This window comes from Nonomuraea sp. NPDC002799 (genome assembly GCF_053592075.1).
Window position 1 is genome coordinate 232,768 of the sequence record NZ_JBSFVA010000007.1, and the last position, 20,227, is coordinate 252,994.

Annotated in this window: 20 protein-coding genes; 10 read left to right on the top strand and 10 right to left on the bottom strand. The window is 71.1% G+C overall.

Going from position 1 to position 20,227, the window contains the following annotated elements:
- Window positions 1-34: 34 nt before the first annotated feature.
- Entirely contained in the window at window positions 35-502 is a 468-nt protein-coding gene (locus ACWD0F_RS16465) for an adenylyltransferase/cytidyltransferase family protein (RefSeq protein ID WP_449876123.1), read from the bottom strand.
- A gap of 235 nt (window positions 503-737) precedes the next feature.
- On the opposite strand from ACWD0F_RS16465, the gene ACWD0F_RS16470 reads away from it, so the two are divergent.
- Together ACWD0F_RS16470 and ACWD0F_RS16475 are read left to right on the top strand one after the other, a co-directional pair.
- Window positions 738-1,193, top strand: coding sequence for an ATP-binding protein (locus tag ACWD0F_RS16470; RefSeq protein ID WP_449876125.1), 456 nt, complete (start codon window positions 738-740; stop codon window positions 1,191-1,193).
- A 50-nt stretch (window positions 1,194-1,243) separates the two neighbouring features.
- Window positions 1,244-2,101 carry an NAD(+)/NADH kinase gene (locus ACWD0F_RS16475; RefSeq protein WP_449876126.1) on the top strand — a complete coding sequence of 286 codons (858 nt, stop codon included), beginning with the start codon at window positions 1,244-1,246 and terminating at the stop codon, window positions 2,099-2,101.
- Here ACWD0F_RS16475 and ACWD0F_RS16480 read toward each other — a convergent pair.
- Entirely contained in the window at window positions 2,095-3,483 is a 1,389-nt protein-coding gene (locus ACWD0F_RS16480) for a YibE/F family protein (RefSeq protein WP_449876128.1), read from the bottom strand. The genes ACWD0F_RS16475 and ACWD0F_RS16480 overlap by 7 nt on opposite strands.
- Window positions 3,484-3,548: 65 nt before the next feature.
- Here ACWD0F_RS16480 and ACWD0F_RS16485 point away from each other — a divergent pair, with 65 nt between their 5' ends.
- Both ACWD0F_RS16485 and ACWD0F_RS16490 read left to right on the top strand, forming a co-directional pair.
- Window positions 3,549-4,256, top strand: coding sequence for a DUF72 domain-containing protein (locus tag ACWD0F_RS16485; protein WP_449876130.1), 708 nt, complete (start codon window positions 3,549-3,551; stop codon window positions 4,254-4,256).
- On the top strand, window positions 4,256-5,224 hold the full coding sequence (locus ACWD0F_RS16490) for a magnesium transporter CorA family protein (protein ID WP_449876132.1): 969 nt from the start codon (window positions 4,256-4,258) through the stop codon (window positions 5,222-5,224). Before ACWD0F_RS16485 ends, ACWD0F_RS16490 begins: the two co-directional genes overlap by 1 nt.
- Here the strand turns inward: ACWD0F_RS16490 and ACWD0F_RS16495 are convergent.
- The 4 genes from ACWD0F_RS16495 to thrS all read right to left on the bottom strand — a co-directional run bounded on the left by ACWD0F_RS16495 (window position 5,191) and on the right by thrS (window position 9,937).
- The gene (locus ACWD0F_RS16495; RefSeq protein WP_449876134.1) at window positions 5,191-5,679 is read right to left on the bottom strand and encodes a DUF1850 domain-containing protein; all 489 of its coding nucleotides are present in this window, start codon (window positions 5,677-5,679) and stop codon (window positions 5,191-5,193) included. The genes ACWD0F_RS16490 and ACWD0F_RS16495 overlap by 34 nt on opposite strands.
- Window positions 5,680-5,693: 14 nt before the next feature.
- On the bottom strand, window positions 5,694-6,656 hold the full coding sequence (locus ACWD0F_RS16500; protein WP_449876136.1) for a TAXI family TRAP transporter solute-binding subunit: 963 nt from the start codon (window positions 6,654-6,656) through the stop codon (window positions 5,694-5,696).
- Window positions 6,653-8,677, bottom strand: coding sequence for a TRAP transporter permease (locus ACWD0F_RS16505; RefSeq protein ID WP_449876138.1), 2,025 nt, complete (start codon window positions 8,675-8,677; stop codon window positions 6,653-6,655). Before ACWD0F_RS16505 ends, ACWD0F_RS16500 begins: the two co-directional genes overlap by 4 nt.
- A gap of 84 nt (window positions 8,678-8,761) precedes the next feature.
- Window positions 8,762-9,937 (bottom strand): threonine--tRNA ligase, encoded by a 1,176-nt coding sequence (thrS, locus tag ACWD0F_RS16510; RefSeq protein ID WP_449876139.1) that lies wholly within the window; start codon window positions 9,935-9,937, stop codon window positions 8,762-8,764.
- Window positions 9,938-10,131: 194 nt separating this feature from the next.
- On the opposite strand from thrS, the gene ACWD0F_RS16515 reads away from it, so the two are divergent.
- Entirely contained in the window at window positions 10,132-11,103 is a 972-nt protein-coding gene (locus ACWD0F_RS16515; RefSeq protein ID WP_449876141.1) for a response regulator transcription factor, read from the top strand.
- Between the two features lie 43 nt (window positions 11,104-11,146).
- Here the strand turns inward: ACWD0F_RS16515 and ACWD0F_RS16520 are convergent, their stop codons facing one another.
- The 3 genes from ACWD0F_RS16520 to ACWD0F_RS16530 all read right to left on the bottom strand — a co-directional run bounded on the left by ACWD0F_RS16520 (window position 11,147) and on the right by ACWD0F_RS16530 (window position 14,447).
- The gene (locus tag ACWD0F_RS16520; RefSeq protein ID WP_449876143.1) at window positions 11,147-12,469 is read right to left on the bottom strand and encodes an enolase C-terminal domain-like protein; all 1,323 of its coding nucleotides are present in this window, start codon (window positions 12,467-12,469) and stop codon (window positions 11,147-11,149) included.
- A 4-nt stretch (window positions 12,470-12,473) separates the two neighbouring features.
- Window positions 12,474-13,388 (bottom strand): 5-dehydro-4-deoxyglucarate dehydratase, encoded by a 915-nt coding sequence (kdgD, locus tag ACWD0F_RS16525; protein ID WP_449876145.1) that lies wholly within the window; start codon window positions 13,386-13,388, stop codon window positions 12,474-12,476.
- 123 nt (window positions 13,389-13,511) lie between these two features.
- Complete coding sequence (locus tag ACWD0F_RS16530; RefSeq protein ID WP_449876146.1) at window positions 13,512-14,447, bottom strand: LysR substrate-binding domain-containing protein; 936 nt, start codon at window positions 14,445-14,447, stop codon at window positions 13,512-13,514.
- A gap of 170 nt (window positions 14,448-14,617) precedes the next feature.
- On the opposite strand from ACWD0F_RS16530, the gene ACWD0F_RS16535 reads away from it, so the two are divergent.
- From ACWD0F_RS16535 to ACWD0F_RS16555, 5 genes are read left to right on the top strand one after another with little or no spacing between them, the layout of a single operon-like run.
- Complete coding sequence (locus tag ACWD0F_RS16535) at window positions 14,618-15,625, top strand: Bug family tripartite tricarboxylate transporter substrate binding protein (protein ID WP_449876148.1); 1,008 nt, start codon at window positions 14,618-14,620, stop codon at window positions 15,623-15,625.
- Between the two features lie 29 nt (window positions 15,626-15,654).
- Window positions 15,655-16,224: a tripartite tricarboxylate transporter TctB family protein gene (locus tag ACWD0F_RS16540; RefSeq protein ID WP_449876150.1), complete on the top strand. Its 570-nt coding sequence runs from the start codon at window positions 15,655-15,657 to the stop codon at window positions 16,222-16,224.
- 9 nt (window positions 16,225-16,233) lie between these two features.
- Window positions 16,234-17,736: a tripartite tricarboxylate transporter permease gene (locus ACWD0F_RS16545; protein WP_449876152.1), complete on the top strand. Its 1,503-nt coding sequence runs from the start codon at window positions 16,234-16,236 to the stop codon at window positions 17,734-17,736.
- Entirely contained in the window at window positions 17,733-18,128 is a 396-nt protein-coding gene (locus ACWD0F_RS16550) for a universal stress protein (protein ID WP_449876154.1), read from the top strand. The genes ACWD0F_RS16545 and ACWD0F_RS16550 overlap by 4 nt, the downstream gene beginning before the upstream one ends.
- Window positions 18,129-18,151: 23 nt before the next feature.
- A complete protein-coding gene (locus ACWD0F_RS16555) occupies window positions 18,152-19,453 on the top strand; it encodes an enolase C-terminal domain-like protein (RefSeq protein WP_449876156.1) in 1,302 nt (433 codons plus the stop codon).
- Here the strand turns inward: ACWD0F_RS16555 and ACWD0F_RS16560 are convergent, their stop codons facing one another.
- On the bottom strand, window positions 19,454-20,158 hold the full coding sequence (locus tag ACWD0F_RS16560; protein ID WP_449876158.1) for a FadR/GntR family transcriptional regulator: 705 nt from the start codon (window positions 20,156-20,158) through the stop codon (window positions 19,454-19,456).
- Window positions 20,159-20,227 lie beyond the last annotated feature (69 nt).

Consider the following 20,227-nt stretch of genomic DNA (forward strand, 5'->3'; position numbering starts at 1 on the left):
AAAGCCTACGCGATCATGGCACCCCGCCAGGCCGTCAGCCCTTTCCCGCGGCGTTCACGATCCGGGTCGTGGACCGGTCGGGGATGGCCGACAACTCCCAGCACTCGGCCCCCAGCAGGGCGGCGGCGGCGGCGCGGGCGCCGGCGTGCGGATCGCCCGCCGTGTGCGCGAGCGCCGCCGGGCGCATCGGCGCGAGCAGGTCGATGTAGTCCTCGGGCCCGTGCGCGTCCGGCGGCCCCGTGACGATGAACACACCGGTCACGAAGCGCAGCGCGGCCAGCACCTCGGCCCGCTCCCCCGACGGGTTGAACGGCCGGCTCGGCCCCTTCCACGCCCGTACGCGCGGATCGTCCTCGACGCCCACGACCAGCGGCAGCCCGCGCCCGGCCACCTCGCCCAGATAGCGGACGTGGCCGACGTGCAGGATGTCGAAGACCCCGGTCACGACCGCCGCCCCGGGCAGGTCGTACGGCTGCACCCAGACGGCCTCCAGGCTGCTCACGCGACCTCCTCGGACGGCCGGGTGAGTAGGCTGCTGTGCACGGCTTCGCTCCCCCACGGGCCTAGACGACTCGTCGATCGCAGCGTACTCGGTCGCGGCCTGGACTCACGCAAGCGACCACGGGAAAGCCCATTCCTACCTTTTCGCGATAATCTCCGGACCCCCTCTGGCGCGTCTCATGACGTCGCCGGTTTTTCCGACCGGTCGTGGGGCCCGGATTCTGGGGGAGGTCGCCGTGGCACCGTCGCACTTTCACCGCGTCGACGGAGGTGGCGATCCGCCCGGCTCCCGCGATCTCGCGGTCCGGCTGCCGGGGATCCCCTCCCAGGTGTCCAGGGCCCGCGGGCTCGTGACGGCCGTGCTCGGCCGCGACCATCCGCTCTACGACGACGTGGTGCTGCTGACCAGCGAGCTGGCCACGAACGCGATCCTGCACACCCGGTCGGGGGCGGGCGGGATGTTCACGGTGACGGTGACGAGCTCGGACCGCTCGGTGTGCGTGTCCGTGGCGGACTCGGGGTCGGACGGGGCGCCGTTCGTGTGCCGTACGGGCGCGCAGTCCACCAGTGGCCGGGGCCTGCCGCTGATCGAGGCGCTCAGCCACCGCTGGGGCTTCGTCCGCGAGGGCGGCGCGACCACGGTCTGGTTCGAGCTGCGCCAGGCCCGCGTCCCGGCCGGCCTGGCCGTCTGACGCGCGTGCCGCCCGAGGACTGCCTTCAACAGGCGCATAGGCTGGTGCGCATGGGCATGATCGGGACGGTCGGGCTGGTATTGCATCCGCGGCGCGACTCCAAGAAGGCGATCGACACCATCCTGCGCTGGGCCGCCGGCAAGGGGGTCACCGTGCTCGGGCTGCCCGAGGAGGTCGGGCGGATCGACTGCACCGCCGTGGCGGTCGACGCCGCCGCGCTCGTGGAGCGGGCCGACCTGGTGGTCGGGCTCGGCGGTGACGGGACGATGTTGCGGACCATGCGGCTGCTCGCCGGGCGGCCGACGCCGATTCTCGGGGTGAATCTCGGGCGGCTCGGGTTCCTGGCCGAGATCAACGTGGACGAGCTGGCCGACACGCTGTCCGCGATCGACGGCCACCGCTACACGATCGAGCCGCGGATGGCGATCGAGAGCACGGTCGGGGGCGTGCGGGTGACCGCGTTCAACGACATCGCGCTCGTCCGGATCCCCGGCGAGGGATTGGCGGCCGTGGCGGTCACCCCGGCGGGGAGCGACTTCGTGCGGTTCGCGGCGGACGCGGTGATCGTGGCGACGTCCACGGGGTCCACCGCCTACAGCTTCTCCGCCGGGGGGCCGATCGTGTCGCCCCGGGTGGAGGCGGTGCTCGTGGTGCCGGCGGCGGCGCACTCCTCGTTCAACCGGGCGCTGGTGCTGCCCGCCGACGAGGAGGTGACGCTGGAGGTGCTGCCCACCAGCGGGCGGCTGGCGGTGGAGGTCGACGGGGCCGTGGTCGGGCATCTGTGCCCGGGAGACAGCGTGACGGTCACCGCCTGGCCGGAGGCGGCGAAGGTGGTGCGGCTGGGCACCACGTTCTACGAACGCGCCCGGCGCAAGCTGCGGGTGGACGGCAGCGCCGAGGTCTACTGACCGCGCTCCGAGAACGGCTGGTCGCCGGTGACCGTGCGGCGCCGATGCCGGGCCGATCGCCCTCCGCCCGGCACCCCGCCCTGCACCCCGTCCTGGCGCGTGGGCCGGGTGAAGAAGCCGTCGTCGGACTCGTGATCCTGGCGGGTGAAGAAGTCGTCGTGCGGCTCGGAAACGCGGCCGTGCGGGTCGGAGAGGTGGCCGTGTGGGCCGGCGGGGGCGGGCTCGGCGGGCCGGCGGGAGGCGGCCAGCGCCGCCAGGGCGGTGGTGATGGGCACGGCGGCGATGAGCCCCAGCGTGCCGACGATGCTGCGGACGATCTCCTGCGCGACGACGGGCGTCGTCAGCACCTCTCCCAGCGGCTGCTCCCCGATGCTGAACAGCAGGAGCAGCGGCAGCGACGCCCCCGCGTAGGCCAGGATGATCGTGTTGATGACCGAGGCGATGTGCGCCCGCCCGATCCGCCCGGCCGCCCGGTAGAGGCGGGTGAAGCCGTACGACGGGTTGGCGTGGGCGAGCTCGGCCACCGTGACGGCCTGCGTGACCGTGACGTCGTCGAGCACTCCCAGCGCGCCGATGATGATGCTGGCCAGCAGCAGCCCCTGGGTGTCGATCCGCAGGCTCATGTCCAGCATCAGCGCGCTGTCGTCGGTGATGCCGTTGAGCCTGGCCAGCCCCAGCGCCCCGTACGACAACACTCCGGTGAGCGTCAGGCTGGCCAGCGTGCCGAGCACGGCCATGGACGTGGGCAGCGAGAAGCCGTGCGTCAGGTAGAGCACCGTCAGCATGATCGCCGCCGCCCCGACGATGGCCACCAGCATGGGCGGCTCGCCCGCCAGGATGCCCGGGATGACGAACGTCAGCAGCAACACGAACGTGATCGCCAGCCCCACCAGGGCCGTGACCCCGCGCCAGCGGCCGAAGGCGATCACCGCCAGCGCGAACGCCGCCCCGAACAACCACAGCGGCGTCGCCCGGTCGTGGTCGGAGATCTGGTAGGCGCCCTCGGAGTCGCGCAGCAGGATGACGTCGTCGCCGGCCGCGAAGTGTTGCGCCCCGGGGCCGCTGGGCAGGCGCAGCGCGGCGTCCTTGCCCGAGTCGGGCCCGTCGTGGACCCGGACGGTGGCGTTCCCGCAGGTGGCCGGGTCGGGCTGGGGCGCGCCCGCGGAGGCGGCCGGGCAGCGCTTGAGCGTGACGGTGGTGACCGTGGCGGTGAGCCGCTCGACACCGGCCTGCGCAGCGCCGGGGTCCTGCCGCCCGTCCGGCCAGAGCCACAGCAGAGCGGCCAGTGTGACGATCGCCAGCGGCACCAGCACGGCCAGACTCGCCATGATCGTCCGCCGCGAGCCGGGCAGGGCAGGGCCGTGCGCATGGTTCGCGCCCATCGGTGTGTTGGTCCTCCTCGGCTGACGACAGTACTGCACGGCGGCGGGCGGGGTAGTCGTCCCGCATGGCATGGCTGGTGGGCACCTCGGGGTGGCAGTACAAGGACTGGCGCGGGGTCCTGTATCCGCAGGACGTGCCGCAGCGGCTCTGGCTGGAGGAGTACGCGCGGGCGTTCCCGACCGTGGAGAGCAACAACGCCTTCTACCGGCTGCCCTCGGCCGAGACGTTCGCCGGTTGGCGCGACCGCACGCCCGGCGGGTTCGTGATGGCCGTGAAGGCCAGCAGGTTCCTGACCCACATCAAGCGGCTGGCCGATCCGGAGGAGCCCGTGCGGCGCCTGATGGACGCGGCCTCGGCGCTGAAGGAGAAGCTCGGCCCGATCCTGCTGCAGCTCCCGCCGACGCTGAAGGCCGACCCGGGCAGGCTCGACAGGTGCCTGGGCTGCTTTCCGCGGGACGTGCGGGTGGCGGTCGAGCCCCGGCACGCGTCCTGGTGGACGGAGGAGGTGCGGGAGATCCTTCTCGCCCACCGGGCGGCCCTGTGCTGGGCGGATCGCCGCAGCAGGCCGCAGAGCCCGTTCTGGCGTACCGCCGATTGGGGTTACGTGCGCCTGCACGAGGGCTCGGCCGGGAGCGCGTACGGCGAGACCGCGCTGAGGACGTGGGCGGCCAGGGTGCGCGAGGCGGGCTGGCAGGATGCCTACGTCTATTTCAACAACGATCAGGGCGGAGCGGCTGTGCGTAACGCGAGACGATTTGCCAGACTCCTCTAGTGCATACACGTCTGTACCGCAACGGTGTCCTGGAGAAGGAAGGCTTCCCGATCGAGGAGGTCTCCGACTACGTCGTGGATGCGGAGAACACGGTCTGGTTCGACCTGTGCGCGCCGTCGGCCGCCGACCTCGCCGCGATCGGGGAGGAGCTGGGGCTGCACGAGCTGGCGGTCGAGGACGTGCTGAGCGACCATCAACGGCCGAAGGTCGATATTTACGACAACCACCTGTTCATCACGGTGTACGGCGTGCACTTCGACGACGGACGGCTCGACCCCGTCGAGGTCAACATGTTCGTCACCAAGAACGCCCTGGTCACCGTGCGCGAGAGCGACCACTTCGACATCGGCGAGGTCGTCAAACGCTGGGACGCCGCCCCTCGCCTGGCCCCGCACGGCGTGTCGTTCCTGCTGCACGGCGTGCTCGACTACGTGGTCGACAGCCAGTTCGACCTGGTCCAGGACATCGACGGGCAGACGGAGGAGCTGGAGGAGTCGGTGTTCGAGGACGAGGTGCACAACGGCAAGGAGTTGCAGCGCCTCATGTACGTCCTGCGCAAGAACACCACCCGCCTCCGCAAGATCGCGCTCCCCATGCGCGAGGTGGTGACCACCCTGCTCCACCACGACCAGGACTTCATCGCCGACCCCGAGATGGCGCCTTATTACGAGGACGTCTACGACCACGTGCTGCGCGTCTCCGAATGGGTGGAGTCGATCCGCGACATGCTCGCGAACGTCCGCGAGACCCGTCTCACCCAGCAGGGCTTCCGGCTGAACATGATCATGAAGCGGGTCACGGGCTGGGCCGCGATCATCGCAGTCCCCACGATGATCACCGGTTTCTACGGCATGAACGTGCCCTACCCCGGCTTCGGCCAGATGTGGGGCGTCTGGTTCTCCAGCGCCCTGGTCGCGGTGACGTCCGTGGGCCTCTACGTGGTGTTCAAGAAGAGGGACTGGCTGTAGCGGCCGAACACGGGCCCGTCGAACGGGGGCTCGCAGGGCTCGCTCCGGCCGCCCGGCCGCGTCTCCACCGCCAGCCGCACCTCGGCCGCCCCCGAGGGCGGGAAGAGGGGCAGGCATCGGCCGCCCGCCACCAGGGTCCTGCGGCCGATGGAGGTGGTCAGCAACGACAACTCCTCGTACGTGACGGGGACGGCCAGTCTCAGCACCCACGAGCCGTCCGGCGTGCGGGACCGGGCGCCGTCGAGCGCGTAGTAGTCGAGCACGCTGTCGTTGGACGAGACGACCGCCCGCATGGTGAACCGGCGGCCCTCGACGCTGAACACCTCCGCCGAGGGCGCCCGGTAGATCGAGTGCACGTAGCCGAGCACGAAGCCGCCCGCGATGGGCAGGCCGTTCACGGTGGGGCGCCCGGCGCCGCCGCCACCGGCGCCGAGCGCCGCCACCACCGCGAGCACCAGGAGCGGCCTGGTCAGCCCTTCTCCTTGTAGTAGCGGGTGGCGCCCGGGTGCAGTTGCACCGGAGCCACCTCCTGACCCAGCTTGACGTCGAGCTTCTTGGCCTCCGGGTGCACGGCCGACAACTCGGCCTTCTTCTCGAACAGGGTCTTGGTGATGTCGTAGGCGAGCTGCTCGCTCATCGAGTCGGGCACCAGCAGCACGTTGGCGATGCCGACGGTCTTGACGGTGCCCGCCAGCTTGTAGGCCGACATGTCGACGTCGAGCCCGACGTACTGCTGCCCGTAGGTGGACTGCATCGTGGCCAGCACGTCGGCGGTGTCGAGCAGCTTCATGTCGGGCTTGCTCGTGGCCAGGTCGGTGATGCCGGCCGTGGGCAGGCCGCCGACCCAGAAGAACGCGTCGATGACGCCGTCCTTGGCCGCCTGCACCGACTCGTTGATCGAGAGCTGCTGCTTGGTGATGTCGGTGTCGGGGTTGAGTCCCGCCGCCTCCAGCATGCGCCTGGCCACGACCTGGGTGCCGGAGTTGGCCGGGCCGAGCGAGACGCGCTTGCCCTTCAGGTCGGCCACCTTGGTCGCGGTGACGCCGGGCGCGACGACGACGTGGGTGTAGTTGTCGTAGATCCGGGCGACGGCCTTGATCGGCTGCTTGGCGGAGAAGGTGTCCTTGCCGTTGACCGCGTCGGCGGCGGTGTCGGCCTGGGAGAAGCCGATGTCGGCCTTGCCGGAGGCCAGCAGCTTGATGTTCTCGACGGAGGCCGAGGTGACCGAGGCCGTGGCCTGGGTGTTGGCGATGGAGCCCGAGAGCTGCTTGGCCAGGCCGCCGCCGTACACGTAGTAGACGCCCGTCGTCCCGCCCGTGGCGATCAGCAGCCGGTTGGCCGAGCCGCCGCCCGCGCCACCCCCGCCGCCGCAGCCGGCCACGGCGAGCACGGCGAGCACGGCCACGGCCGCCATCACAAAGATCCGCTTCACGCTGGGTCCCTTCTCCTGCTTCTGACGAGGTGCACGGCGGCGGCCACGGCCAGCACGGCCAGACCGGCGCCGATGGGAACGGGTTCGAGGAACAGCAGCAGCACCGCGGCCACCGCCGCCAGCACCCGCTCGGGCCGGCCGCTCAACCCGCCCGTGGCCATGGCCAGGGCGGCCACGGCGACCGCCGAGACGGCGGTCATCAGCAGGACGGTGCCGATCGGCCCTTGGCCGAGCAGTGCCTGGCCGTTCGGCGTCAGCACGAACGCGAACGGCACCAGGAAGGCGGGCAGGGTGTACCGCCAGGTCATCATCATCGTCCGGTACGTGTTGCCGCCGGTGATGGCCGCCGCCGCGACCGCGGACAGCGCCGTCGGCGGGCTCACCTCCGACAGGACCGCGTAGTAGAAGACGAACATGTACGCCTCGGCCTGCGTCACCCCGAGCGTGGTGAGCGCCGGGCCGATGATCACGGCGGCGATGATGAAGCTCGCGGTGACCGGCACCGCCAGGCCCAGCAGCATGACCGCGATCGCGGACATGACGGTGGTGAGGATCAGGTTCCCGGCCGCGAAGTCGACGATGATCGCGCTGAGGTTGAGCCCGAGCCCCGTCTGCGTGATGACGCCGACGATGATGCCCGCCGCCGCGCACACGGCGGTCACCGGCAGCACGTCGAGGGTGCCCTTGGCCAGCGCCTGCCCGACGCGTCTGGGGCTCATGCGGTGCGCCGGGTCGAGGAACGACAACACGAACGCGATGCCGGTGGCGATCACCACGGACTGGAACGCCGACCGGTCCAGCGCCATGAGCACGATGATGAGGATGAGCGAGCTGAAGTGGTAGCCGAAGCGCAGCAGCAGCCGGCCCGCCTTGGGCGCGTCCACCTGCACGGCGTGGGTGCCGAAGCGGCGCGAGTCGATCTCGATGGCCAGGAAGATGCCCAGGTAGTACAGGATCGTGGGGATCGTCGCGTAGAGGAGCACCTCCAGGTAGCTGACCCTGAGGTATTCGGCGATGATGAACGCCGCCGCGCCCAGCGTGGGCGGGGACAGGATGGCGCCGATGCCGCCGGCCGCCAGGATGCCGCCCGCGGGCTCCTTGGGGTAGCCGGCCCGCCGCAACACCGGCCAGGCGACGCTGCCCAGGCTGACCGTGGTGGCCACGCCCGATCCCGACACGGTGCCGAGCAGGAAGCCGGCCATGGTGACGGTGCGCCCGGGGGCGGCCCGGGACTTGCGGAAGGCGGCGAAGCTGAGGTCGATGAAGAACCGGCTCGCGCCCGAAAAATCCAGCACCGCGCCATAAATCGTGAAAAGGATGATGTAACTCGCGGCCACCTGCATCGGCACGCCGAAGAAGCCCTCGGTGCCCGTGTAAAGCTGCGACACGATCTGCCCCAGGTCGAAGCCCCGATGCCCGATCGTCCAATTAATCGGCAGATATGCCCCGTAATAGGCATAAATGAGGAAAAGCACGCAAATGATGGTCAGCGACCAGCCGACCGTCCGCCGTACCGCCTCCAGGAGCAGCACCGTCAGCACCAGCCCGGCCACGACGTCGAGGTCCGTCAGTGCGGCGCCCGAGCCCCGGTCGCGGAACGCGTCGATGTCGAGCAGCGGATAGAGCAGCACGGCCAGCGCGGCGGCGGCCAGCAGCCAGTCGCCCGCGGTGGGCCACTCCACCCGCCGCGTGGCCGGCTCGGACCGCTCCCCGAGCTCGGACCGCTCCTCAGACTCGGACCGCTCCCCGGGCCCGCGCCGCCGCAGCAGCAGCCGCCGCACCGCCGCCGCCATCCCCGAGCGGTAACTCAGGAACACCAGCGGCAGCGCCACGGCCAGGAACGTCATCCGATGTTCGAGCGCCTCGACCGGCCGGAACACCACCACCAGCGAATAGACCGACAGCAGCCCGCCGGCGATCCAGACGCCGAGCCGCAGGGCTCCGCCGAGCTGTCGCGCCGGACGTTCTTGTTCGTGTGCGGAAACCAGCTCGGACTCGCGGTCGCTCAGCTCGGTCAACATCGTCCTCTCGACACGGCGTTGCAGGGACTTTACGAGCCCTTTACGCCACGAGGGAAGCCTCTGTTACCTTTTTGGTTTCCGCGATTAGAACAAAGGTCGCGAATCAGCCGCCACATATTCGATGGGCACCTCGCCCACCTGGCTTCCGTCACGCAGCCGCACCGAGACCTGACCGCTCGCCACCTCACGCGGCCCCACCACGAGCTGGTACGGCACCAGCCGGTGCGCCCTGATCCGCGCCCCCAGGCTCCCCCGGTCGGCCGGAGCCAGCTCGGCGCGGAGCCCGGCGGCCAGGCAGCGCCGCAGCAGGCTCTCGGCGGCCGGCCCCTCGGCGTCCGACAGCGGCAGCAGCACGGCCTGCACGGGCGCCATCCAGGTGGGGAAGGCGCCCCCGTGCACCTCGATGAGATGCGCGACCAGCCGCTCCAGCCCGCCGACGACGCTGCGGTGCACCATGACGGGGCGGTGGCCGCCGGCGTAGTCCAGGTCGAAGCGCTCCGGCTGGTAGAGGTCCACCTGCACGGTCGACAGGGTGGCCTCGCGACCGGCCGGGTCGGCGATCTGGATGTCGATCTTCGGCCCGTAGAACGCGCCCTCGCCGCGTTCCTCGTCGTAGTCGCGCCCGCGCTCGGCCAGCACCTCGCGCAGGACCGCCTCGGAGCGCGCCCACAGCTGCGGGTCGTCGACGAACTTGCCGCCGTCGCCACGCAGCGACAGCCGGTAGCGCGCCACCTCGACGCCGAGCCGCGCGTGCGCGGCCTCGATCAGGTCGAGCGCGGCCGACACCTCGGCGGCGGCCTGCTCGGGCGGGCAGAACACGTGCCCGTCGTTGAGCTGGATGGCGCGCACCCTGCTCAGCCCGCCGAGCACGCCGGACAGCTCGGAGCGGTACATCCCGCCCAGCTCGGCGACGCGCAGCGGCAGCTCGCGGTGGCTGCGCCGGCGCGAGCGGTAGATGAGCGCGTGGTGCGGGCACAGGCTGGGGCGCAGCACGAACTCCTCGCCGCCCACGTTCATCGGCGGGAACATGTCCTCGGCGTAGTGCGCCCAGTGCCCCGAGCGCTCGTAGAGCTCGCGTTTGCCCAGCACGGGCGAGTTGACGTGCTGGTAGCCGTTGCGGCGTTCGAGCTCGTGGACGTAGTCCTCGATGGCCTTGCGCACGGCCGCGCCGGCGGGCAGCCAGAAGGGCAGGCCCGCGCCGATCAGCGGGTCGGTGCCGAAGATGCCCAGCTCGCGGCCGAGCTTGCGATGGTCGTTCATGATCGTCCTTTACGGGAAAGGGCGAACGACCAGCTCCCGGGCGTTCGCCCGGGAAGCAGGAATCAGCGCCCCGGAACGGGGTCCGGCGTCGTCGTGACGGAAGCGCGCTGCATGCCTACGACACTAGCAGCCGCCTTCCTGGTGAAAAGAACTTTCAACGAAGCTTCAAGGATTGGCAATGATATAAAGATGCGGTGGCCGAGATCACCGTGGACGTCTGCCGGCTACAGGCGTTCGCCGAGGTCGGCTACCGGGTGGCGGGTGGCGGAGACGCGCACGGCGCGATGGCGGCGCTGCGCCGCGTGGTCCCGCTCGACGCCTATGAGTTCGTCGCCTTCGATCCCGCCACGCAGCGCCACCACAGCGTGGTCTCCGACGGGCACCGGCGCATCGACCGCGACGCGGCCGAGGAGTACGCCGGGCTGGAGGCGTACCGGCGGGCCCGGGCCACCAGGGCGCCGGTGAGCATGCCGGAGCCCGGCACCGAGCGCTACTTCCGGCGGCACCTGGCCCCCTACGGCTGGCGGGCCGGGCTGACGGCGCCGCTGTTCCTGGCCGAGGGCCGCTACACGGGGCTGCTGCACCTGGCCTCCAGGGACGCCTTCCCGCGGCTCACCGGAGCGCTGGTCGCGGCGGTCAGCCCGATGCTCGCCCACGTCACCGACCTGACCAGGTGCGTGATCGACCCCGTGGGGCTGCCGCCCGACTTCCGCGCGGTGGCCTTCGACCGGCTGGGGACCCGCCGCGCGGTCCCCGGGCACGACACGTCGGCCACGTTGTGGGACGACCCGGCGATGGCCTCCTTCGCCCGCGCGTTCATCGACTCGCGCGAGCTGAGCCGGCACGGCCTGTGGCCCGGCGGCGACGGCCGCTGGCACGAGGTGCGCCTGCTGCGGGCGGGCGTCGGCTTCCAGGGCGCGCTCCAGGGCGCCATCGCCGCCGAACGCCCGTGCCCGCTGCCGTACGAGCTCACCGGCCGGGAGGTCGACGTGCTCACCAGGGTCGCGGCCGGCGACTCCAACCCGCAGATCGCCGCCGCGCTCGTGCTCAGCGTCCGCACCGTGACGACCCACCTGGAGCACATCTTCGCCAAGCTCGGCTGCGACAGCCGCACCAGGCTCACCACCAAGGCCCTGGCCGAGGGTCTGTGCCGGCTCGACCTCTGAGACGGCTCAGCGCACAAGGCAGGGCCGCTTCCGCTGAGGCGGCTCAGCGCACGAGGCAGGGCCGCTTCGGGCTGAACTCCCAGTCCTTGACCAGATACCGCATGGCCACGGCGTCGTCGCGGGCGCCGAGGCCGTGCCGCAGGTAGAGCTCGTGCGCCGCGGCCAGCGCGTCGCGGTCGAGCGTCACGCCGAGGCCCGGCGTGACCGGCACGTCGATCGCGCCGCCGGTGATCTGGAAGGGCTCGGTCGTCAGCGCCTGGCCGTCCTGCCAGATCCAGTGCGTGTCCAGCGCGGTGATCTCGCCCGGCGCGGCGGCTCCCACGTGCGTGAACATCGCCAGCGAGATGTCGAAGTGGTTGTTGGAGTGCGATCCCCAGGTCAGGCCGAAGTCCTGGCAGAGCTGGGCGACGCGGACCGAGCCCGCCATGGTCCAGAAGTGCGGGTCGGCGAGCGGGATGTCGACGGCGTGCGCGCGGACGGCGTGCGCCATCTCGCGCCAGTTCGTGGCGATCATGTTGGTGGCGGTGCGCAGGCCGGTGGCCCGCCGGAACTCGGCCATCGTCTCCCGCCCGGAGAAGACGCCCTCGGCCCCGCAGGGGTCCTCGGCGTAGGCGAGGACGCCGTCGAGCCCCCGGCACAGCCGGACGGCGTCGTCGAGCAGCCAGCCGCCGTTCGGGTCGAGGGTGATCCCGGCCCCGGGGAACCGGGCGGCCAGCGCCTTGACCGCTTCGATCTCCTCCTCGCCGGCCAGCACGCCGCCCTTGAGCTTGAAGTCGGTGAAGCCGTAGCGCTCCTGGGCGGCCTCGGCCAGCGCGACCACCGCGTCGGGGGTGAGCGCCTCCGCGCGGCGCACCTGGGACCAGCGGTCGTCGCCGGCGTCGTCGACGCGGTAGGGCAGGTCGGTCCTGCCGGGGTCGCCGACGTAGAACAGGTAGCCCAGCATCGGCACCCGGTCGCGCTGCCGGCCCTCGCCGAGCAGCTCGGCCACCGGCACGCCGAGGTGCTGGCCGTGCAGGTCGAGCAGGGTGGACTCCAGACCGGTGACCGCGTGCACGGTGGTGCGCAGGTCGAAGGTCTGGGCGCCGCGCCCGCCGGCGTCCCGGTCGGCGAAGCGCGCCGCCACCTCCCGCAGCAGGCTGCGGAAGCGGGCCACGGGCTGCCCGGCCAGCAGCGCCCCGGCCTCCTCGACGGTCGCGCGGATGGCCTCGCCGCCGGGCACCTCACCGAGGCCGGTGCGCCCGTCGGAGTCGGTGGTGATGACGACGTTGCGGGTGAAGAACGGCCCGTGCGCGCCGCTGAGGTTGAGCAGCATGCTGTCGTACCCGGCCACCGGGACGACTTCGACGCTTGCGATGGTGGGAGACATGATCCTAATTGATCTTGTTGATGAGAGCGGTCAGCTCGGCGAGCTCACCTTCGGTCAGGTCCTGCAGCGGCGGCCGCACGGGCCCGGCGGGCCGTCCGACGGCGGCCAGCCCCGCCTTGACGATCGAGACGGCGTACCCCTTCTGCCGGTCCCGGATGTCGAGGTACGGGAGCACGAACTCCCTGATGCGCCGGTAGACGGCCGCGCGGTCCTGGGCCCGGACGTCGGCGTAGAAGTCGAGCGCGAACTGCGGGACGAAGTTGAAGATCGCCGAGGAGTAGGTGCTCATGCCGAGCTGGAGCAGCGGCAGGGCGAAGGTCTCGGCCGTGGGCAGGCCGCCGATGTAGGCCAGGCGGTCGCCGACGGTGGCGTAGATGCGGGTCAGGCTCTCGATGTTGCCGACGCCGTCCTTGAACCCGACGAGGGTCGCGTTCCGCTCGGCCAGTTTCCCGACGGAGCGGTCGTTCAGGACCGCGTTGGCGCGGCTGTAGACGATGACGCCGAGCCCGGTGCTGCGGCAGACCGCCGAGACGTGCTCGACCAGGCCGTCCTGCCCGGCCTCCGTGAGGTAGGGGGGCATGAGCAGCAGGCCGTCGGCGCCGGCCGCCTCGGCCGCCTTGGCCTGCGCGACGGCGTTCGCGGTGCCGCCGGTGGCGGGGGCCACGACCGGCAGCCTGCCGTCCACCTCGTCGACCGCCACCCGGACCACCCGGTCGATCTCCTCGGCCGTCAGCGAGAAGCCCTCACCGGTGCCCCCGGCGGCGAACAGGCCGGCCACGGGGTAACCGCTCAGCCAGGCCAGGTGGTCGCGGTAACCCGCCTCGTCGAAGCGCAGGTCCTCGGTGAAGTGGGTGACGGGGAACGACAGCAGGCCGCTCTTGAGCTGGGCGGCGAGCTCCTGTGGCGTGAAATGGGACATGGGGACGGTCCTTTGCTGCACACGCGGCCTGCGCCGCCTCAAGAGTCTGACGACCGTCAGGTTAGGAAGGTGGAGTGATTCCTGTCCAAGTGCGATTCTGCATCCGGCGATACCCCCTGAGCATCATGGCCCGGCGCTGATCTCGGTGCCGATGCCGGGCAGCAGGTCGAGCACCCGCCACAGCGCTGGGTTGGTCGAGCCGCGATCCCAGATGACGTGCAGCTCGACCGGCTCTTCCGCGCCGTCGTCACCGCCGTCCAGCGGATCGCCGCCGCCGCGCGTCAGCTCGCAGAACACGATGCCCTCGACGCCGAGCGAGCGCGCGCTGGCCGGCGCCAGCGCCACGCCCCGGCCGGCCGCCACGAGGAGCACCGCGGTGAGGATCTGGTGCACCTGCTGCTCGATCCTGGGATGGGCGTTGGTCAGGAACCGGACGGTGAGGTCGTGGAAGTAGCGCGACTGGATCGGGTTGTAGCTGATGACCGGCAGGCCGTCGAAGTCGTCCGGCGCGAGCGGCCGGTCGAGGGCGGCGAGGGGATGGCCGTCGGGGACCACCGCGCACAACGACTCGCGGAAGACGACCCGCGAGTCGAGCGTGGCGATGTCGAAGGGCGGGCGCGCGAGGCCCAGGTCGAGCTCGCCGCGGAGGATGCCGTCCACCTGCCCGGCGGTGACCCGCTCGTGCAGGATGACGTCGATCTCCGGCAGCCGCTCGGCCAGCCGGCGCAGGAGCGCGCCGAGCATGCTGATCGCCGAGACCGCCGTGAAGCCGAGCCGCACCGTGCCCGAGGCGCCGTTCGCGATCCGGCGGGCCCGGTCGCCCGCGGTGTCGACCAGCGTGAGCATGTGCCGCGCGTCCTCCAGGAAGGCGCGCCCCGCGTCGGTCAGGACCACGCGCCGGTTGTCACGCTCCAGCAGGGTCACGCCGACCGCGCGCTCCAGTTTCTGGATGTGGCGGCTCAGCGGGGGCTGCGTCATGCGGAGCCGATCAGCCGCGCGGCCGAAGTGCAGCTCCTCGGCTACAGCCACAAAGGCCCTGATCTGATCGAGTGTCAGCATGATGCGCAAAGAGTATCACCTGATACCGAATTGAGCCTGGACAGGCATCGAAGCTGGTCCTTAGTCTCCGGAGACTACGAGCGGAAACTTTGCGGAAATATTCGCGCAAACTTGAGTGACCGCTCCTGGAGCAGACCACGCGGCATCCCGGCCGCATGAAGGAGAAGTCCATGCCGACATCTCGGACAGCCCCCCGCCGCATCCTCGCGGGTGTCCTCGGCGCCAGCGCCGCTCTCGCGCTCACCGCGTGCGGGGGTGTCAAGACGACCTCTTCCGGTGGTGGCGACGGCGAATATCCGACCGGGAACATCGAGTTCAGCGTCGGCGCCTCCGCCGGCGGCTCGACCGACCTCATCACCAGGGCGCTCGCCCAGGGCATGAGCAAGGACCTCGGCGTCTCCGCGCCGGTCCTCAACAAGCCCGGCGCGAACGGCGCGCTCAACGCCAAGGAGCTTCAGTCCGCGCCCGCGGACGGCTACAAGATCGCCGTGCAGAACGCCTCGCTCTTCACCATCACCCCGCTGACGGTGTCCCCCGCCGAGGCCACGAAGATCGACTCGTTCGACGTCATCAGCGGCGTCTCCCGTGACGACTACGTCATGGCCACCAACACCGCGTCCGGTTACAAGAGCATCAAGGACATGGACAAGGCCGGCAAGACGATCCGCTACGGCACCACCGGCGTCGGCACGGGCGCCCAGCTCGCCTCCGCGCTGACCTTCAAGACGGCCGGGATCGAGGCGACGGCCGTGCCGTTCGACGGCGGCGCCCCCAACCTGACCGCGCTGCTCGGCAACCAGGTCGACGTCTCGACCATGCAGATCGGCGAGGCGATCGAGAACATCAAGGCCGGCAAGCTCGTCCCGCTCGCGGTCTTCTCCGCCGAGCGCGTGCCGTTCCTGTCCGACGTGCCGACGGCCAAGGAGCAGGGCTTCGACGTCCAGGTGACGCAGTACCGCTTCCTGACCGCGCCCAAGGGCACGCCGGAGAAGGTCAAGGCCCGCCTGCTCGACGCCGCCAAGAAGACCTTCGCCACGCCGGAGTACAAGAAGTTCAACGAGGACAACTCGCTCACCCCGATGGAGATCGCGCCTCAGGAGGTCCTCACCGCTCTGCAGGCCGACTCCACCGCTTTCAAGGCCCAGCTCGACAAGTTCGGGATCAGCCTGGCCGGTTGACCTCCGTCTCCCGCCACCAAGGAGTGAGCATGTCCCAGTCCGAACCCCTCGGGGCCGAACCCACGGCGTCCAGCCCTGCCGCGTCCGACCCCATCGGGTCCGACCCCGTCGGGTCCCCCCAGGACGTCGTCGAAGCCGAGCTCGACGAGACACGACCGCCGCACGCGGGCCCGATCTCGCAGGTCGCGGCGGCCCTGGTGGCGCTGGCCGTCGGCGTCGCCGGGGGGATCGGATCCCTGGCGCTCGGGCTCGGGCGCCTCACCCAGCCGGGGCCCGGCCTGTGGCCGTTCGCCATCAGCGTCGTCATCGTCGTGCTGTCGGCGGTGCTCGTCGTCACGGGCCGCAAGCTGGAGGACACCGAGCGGTTCTCGAAGGCGAGCCTGCTCACCGCGGCCGGAGTGGTGACCCTCGTGCTGCTCGCCGTGCTGCTTCCGGTGATCGGCTTCGAGGTCCCCTCGCTGCTGCTCGTGCTGGTCTGGCTGCGCTGGCTGGGAGGGGAGTCGTGGCGCACCTCCATCGTGGTCAGCATCGCCACCGTGGCGGCGTTCTACGTACTCTTCGTCCTGCTGCTCCAGATCCCGCTTCCGCGCCTCATCTGAGAAAGCCACATGGACATCTCCCCGATCCTCAACGGCTTCAGCGTCGTCCTCGAGCCGGCCAACCTGCTCTACTGCCTCGTCGGCGTCATCATCGGCATGCTCATCGGCGTGCTGCCCGGGCTCGGTCCCGGCGCGACGATCGCCATCCTGCTGCCGATCACGTACGGCATCGGGCCGGTCTCGGCGATCATCATGCTGGCGGGCATCTTCTACGGCGCCCAGTACGGCGGGACCATCACCTCCGTCCTGCTCCGCCTCCCCGGCGAGGCCTCCTCCGTGGTGACCGTCTTCGACGGCTTCGCCCTGGCCAGGCAGGGGAAGGCGGGCACCGCCCTCGGCATCGCGGCCATCGGCTCCTTCGTCGGCGGCACCGTCTCGATCATCGGCCTGACGCTCGTCGCCCCGGTGGTCGCCGGCTTCGCGCTCGACTTCGGCCCGCCGGAGTACGCGGCGCTGGGCATCCTCGGCGTGCTGCTGATCTCCTCGGTGGGCAACGGCAACAAGCTCAAGGCGATCATCGCGGCCTGCGTCGGCCTGTTCATCGCGACCGTCGGCCGCGACACGTTCACCGGCGCCGAGCGCTTCACCTTCAGCAGCCTGAACCTGGCCGAGGGCATCGACTTCATCCCGATCGCCATGGGCCTGTTCGGTCTCAGCGAGATCCTCTACAACCTGGAGGAGCGGCACAACAAGGTGCACGCGCCGGCCAAGGTCGGCAACGTGTGGCCTTCCCGCAAGGACCTCGGCCAGGCCAGTGGCGCGATCGGGCGCGGCTCGCTGATCGGCTTCGTCCTGGGCGTGCTGCCGGGCGGCGGCGCGGTGTTGTCCTCGCTGGCGGCGTACGCGCTGGAGAAGCGGCGGGCCAAGAATCCCGAGCGCTTCGGCCAGGGCGCCATCGAGGGCGTGGCCGCGCCCGAGACCGCGAACAACGCCGCCGCGACGTCGTCGTTCATCCCGCTGCTGACCCTCGGCATCCCGGCGAACGCCACGATGGCGCTGATGTTCGGGGCCCTGCTCATCCAGGGCATCCAGCCGGGCCCGCAGCTCGTCACCGAGCACCCCGACGTCTTCTGGGGCGTCATCAACTCGATGTACATCGGCAACATCCTGCTGCTCATCATGAGCATCCCGATGGTCGGCGTCTTCGTGAAGATCCTGCGGGTGCGCCCCGCGATCCTGGCGCCGATCACGGTGCTCATCACGCTGCTCGGCGCGTACACGGTGAGCAACCGGGTCTACGACGTCTTCCTGGTGATCGTCTTCGGCGTGCTCGGCTACCTGATGAAGAAGTTCGGGTTCGAGCCGGGGCCGCTGGTGCTCGCGTTCGTGCTCGGCTCGATGATCGAGAACTCCTCGCGCCAGGCGCTGCTCATCTTCGGCGGCGACCCGACCGGCTTCTTCACCCGGCCGATCTCCGGGACGGTGCTCGCGCTGGTCGTCCTCGTCGCCGTCCTGCCCCTGATCCGTAAGGCCCTGCGCCGCAAAACCTCAGTTGAGGAGCGAAGCTCATGACCATCCTCGTCGGATATCTGCCCACGCCCGAAGGCGAGGCCGCGGTCGACGCGGGCCTGCGTGAGGGCACGCTGCGCGGCGAGCGCGTGGTCATCGTGAACTCCCCGCGCCGGGGCGCCCCCGTCGACGAGCACAAGATCGACGAAGCCGCGGGCGCCGCGCTGCTCGACCGGGCCTGCGCGGCCGGCGTGCCCGCCGAGCTGCGCCAGCCGCTGCACGACGACGACCTGCCCGAGACGTTCGAGAAGCTGGTCGAGGAGACCGGCGCCGGTCTGATCGTCATCGGGCTGCGGCACCGCTCGCTGGTGGGCAAGTTCATCCTCGGCAGCGAGGCACAGCGCATCCTCATGGAGGCCAGCGTGCCCGTCCTCACCGTCAAGGCGGCCCTGTGAGCACGCGCGACCAAGGCGGCCCTGTGAGCGCGCGCGACCAGGGCGGCTCTGCGGAGGCGCGTGCGGCGGGCCGGGTCAGCCGGGTCACCGTCACCCCCGTCGCCTTCCGCGACCCGCCCCTGCTCAACGTCGTCGGCGTGCACCAGCCGTTCGTGCTGCGCGCGATCGTCCAGGTGCACACCGACTCGGGGCTGGTCGGGCTGGGCGAGACCTACGCCGACCAGGCCCACCTCGGCCGCCTCGAAGCCGTGGCCGCCGCCCTGCCGGGCACGGACGTCTTCGACGTCAACGGCCTGCGCCGGGTGGTCGTGGAGACCCTCGGCGCGACCACCGGGGGCGCGGGCGCGAGCTTCGGCGGCATGCTCGACGTCTCCAGCGCCGTCGACACCACGGCGGCGCCGTTCGAGGTGGCGCTGCTCGACCTGCAGGGCAGAGTGCTCGGCCGGCCGGTGAGCGACCTGCTCGGCGGCGCCGTACGCGACCGGGTGCCCTTCTCGGCGTACCTGTTCTACAAGTGGGCCGGCCACCCCGGCCAGGACGAGGACGTCTGGGGCGAGGGCCTCACCCCGGACCAGATGGTCGCCCAGGCCCGGCGGATGGTCGGCGAGTACGGCTTCACCGCACTCAAGCTCAAGGGCGGCGTCTTCGAGCCCGGCCACGAGGTCGAGACGGTCGAGGCGCTGGCCGCGGCCTTCCCCGGCCACGCCCTGCGCATCGACCCCAACTGCGCCTGGACCGTCAAGACCTCGATCGAGGTGGCGGACCGGCTGGCCGGCGTCCTGGAGTACCTGGAGGACCCGACGCCGGGCATCGACGGCATGGCGGAGGTCGCCCGGCACACCGACCTGCCCCTGGCCACGAACATGTGCGTCATCTGCTTCGACCATCTCAGGCCGGCCGTCGCCGCCGACGCCGTCCAGGTCGTGCTGTCCGACCACCACCTGTGGGGCGGGCTACGCCGCTCGGCGCTGCTCGGGGGCATCTGCGAGACGTTCGGCCTGGGCCTGTCGATGCACTCCAACTCCCACCTCGGCGTGAGCCTGGCCGCGATGACCCATCTGGCCGCCGCGACCCCGAACCTCACCTACGCCTGCGACACGCACTATCCGTGGAAGAGCGAGGAGGTCGTCAAGCCGGGCGTGCTGGAGTTCCGCGACGGCGGCGTGGCCGTGCCGACCGGCCCCGGCCTCGGCGTGGAGCTGGACGAGGACGCGCTGGGGGCGCTGCACGAGCAGTATCTCCGGTGCGGGCAGCGCGGCCGCGAGGACACCGCGTACATGCGCAGCATCGTGCCGGACTTCACGCCCAACACGGCGCGCTGGTAGTCAGGGGGCCTGCAGCCGGGCGCGCGAGTTGGACAGATGCACCCGCATCGCCGCGCGCGCGGCGGCGGCGTCCTGGTCGGCGATGGCGCGGTAGACGTTCTCGTGCTCCAGCGTCACCCGGGTCAGGTGGGTGGCGTCGGAGACGGTGTACGCGTGCGCCAGCCGCGTGCGCGGCAGCATGATCATCATCGGGCCGAGCGAGGCGAGCAGGTCGGAGTAGAAGCGGTTGCCCGAGGCGAGCGCGATCTTGAGATGGAACCGGAAGTCGGCCTCGACCGCGTTGCCGGGATGCTCGCCGGAGCGGGTGAGGTCGACCAGGGCCCGCTCGATGGCCTTGAGCTGCAGGTCGGTACGGCGCTGCGCGGCCAGGCCGGCCGACTCCGACTCGACGCCGATCCGGAAGTCGATCATGTCGAGGACGTCGCGGTGGGTGCGGATCTGGGCCGCCTCCACGGAGAAGGCCGTGGCGGCGGGCAGCGCCAGCACGAACGAGCCGCGCCCCTGGAAGGTCTCGACGAGGCCGGCGGCCTGGAGCCGCGAGATGGCCTCGCGGACCACGGTCCGGCTCACGCCGAACTCCTCGACGAGCGAGGACTCCGTCGGCAGCTTCTGTCCCGGCGCGATCTCGCCCGCGAGGATGCGCGCCTTCAGCCGCTCGACGAGCTCGTGGGCGAGCCCGCGTCCGGTGTCGCGATCAAGAGGCACGGGTCACAACCTCCTGGTGAACGACGCCTCGTCGAGCCGCCAGTCGCGGGCCCGCCCGGCCAGGCTGAG

Bases quoted from the DNA above. Each gene is read 5' to 3' on its own strand.
- ACWD0F_RS16530 (WP_449876146.1), bottom strand. From the start codon at position 14,447: ATGCTGACACTCGATCAGATCAGGGCCTTTGTGGCTGTAGCCGAGGAG.
- ACWD0F_RS16475 (WP_449876126.1), top strand. From the start codon at position 1,244: ATGGGCATGATCGGGACGGTCGGGCTGGTATTGCATCCGCGGCGCGAC.
- kdgD (WP_449876145.1), bottom strand. From the start codon at position 13,388: ATGTCCCATTTCACGCCACAGGAGCTCGCCGCCCAGCTCAAGAGCGGC.
- ACWD0F_RS16505 (WP_449876138.1), bottom strand. From the start codon at position 8,677: ATGTTGACCGAGCTGAGCGACCGCGAGTCCGAGCTGGTTTCCGCACAC.
- ACWD0F_RS16480 (WP_449876128.1), bottom strand. From the start codon at position 3,483: ATGGGCGCGAACCATGCGCACGGCCCTGCCCTGCCCGGCTCGCGGCGG.
- thrS (WP_449876139.1), bottom strand. From the start codon at position 9,937: ATGAACGACCATCGCAAGCTCGGCCGCGAGCTGGGCATCTTCGGCACC.
- ACWD0F_RS16535 (WP_449876148.1), top strand. From the start codon at position 14,618: ATGCCGACATCTCGGACAGCCCCCCGCCGCATCCTCGCGGGTGTCCTC.
- ACWD0F_RS16545 (WP_449876152.1), top strand. From the start codon at position 16,234: ATGGACATCTCCCCGATCCTCAACGGCTTCAGCGTCGTCCTCGAGCCG.
- ACWD0F_RS16540 (WP_449876150.1), top strand. From the start codon at position 15,655: ATGTCCCAGTCCGAACCCCTCGGGGCCGAACCCACGGCGTCCAGCCCT.
- ACWD0F_RS16550 (WP_449876154.1), top strand. From the start codon at position 17,733: ATGACCATCCTCGTCGGATATCTGCCCACGCCCGAAGGCGAGGCCGCG.
- ACWD0F_RS16485 (WP_449876130.1), top strand. From the start codon at position 3,549: ATGGCATGGCTGGTGGGCACCTCGGGGTGGCAGTACAAGGACTGGCGC.
- ACWD0F_RS16520 (WP_449876143.1), bottom strand. From the start codon at position 12,469: ATGTCTCCCACCATCGCAAGCGTCGAAGTCGTCCCGGTGGCCGGGTAC.